Consider the following 466-nt stretch of genomic DNA (forward strand, 5'->3'; position numbering starts at 1 on the left):
GGACCATACTTAAAGAAGGATGAAGCACCACTTAAAGAAGGATGAAGCACCGCGAATGGTTCCGGGCCGGGTGAAGCAGCTTTCCTGCTGAGGATCCCGGACCGGCGCGGCATGTGGGAGGTTCCATTGGCGCTGTCGGACGAAGAGCGCCGGCGGCTTGAGGAGCTCGAGCTCGAGTTGACGGCTGAGGATCCCGGGCTGGCCCGTGAACTTTCCCCCGGTTCAGGCGTGTCTGGGACCCCGGTATTCTTGGCCGCACTTGCTTCGGTGATGGGGCTCGTGCTGCTCATTATCGGTATTGCCTCGCAGCTGGCGGTGATGGGGGTCGCCGGGTTCCTGCTGATGGGTGTGGGGGTTTTCCGGTTTTTCACCATGCAGTTGCCCGGTAACGACTCCCGATAAAAAACGCGGTGCCTACCCTGCGCTGGGACGCCCTCCGCGGCCATGCCAACGGAAAGAAGGCTCC

1 protein-coding gene is annotated in these 466 nt (G+C 61.8%); it reads left to right on the top strand.

The genetic code is table 11. The features are described 5' to 3' along the window. Positions 1–126: 126 nt before the first annotated feature. Positions 127–402 (top strand): DUF3040 domain-containing protein, encoded by a 276-nt coding sequence (locus AC5RVV_RS18070; RefSeq protein ID WP_493986555.1) that lies wholly within the window; start codon positions 127–129, stop codon positions 400–402. Positions 403–466 lie beyond the last annotated feature (64 nt).

It is taken from the genome of Arthrobacter sp. MDT2-34-1, from assembly GCF_059091365.1.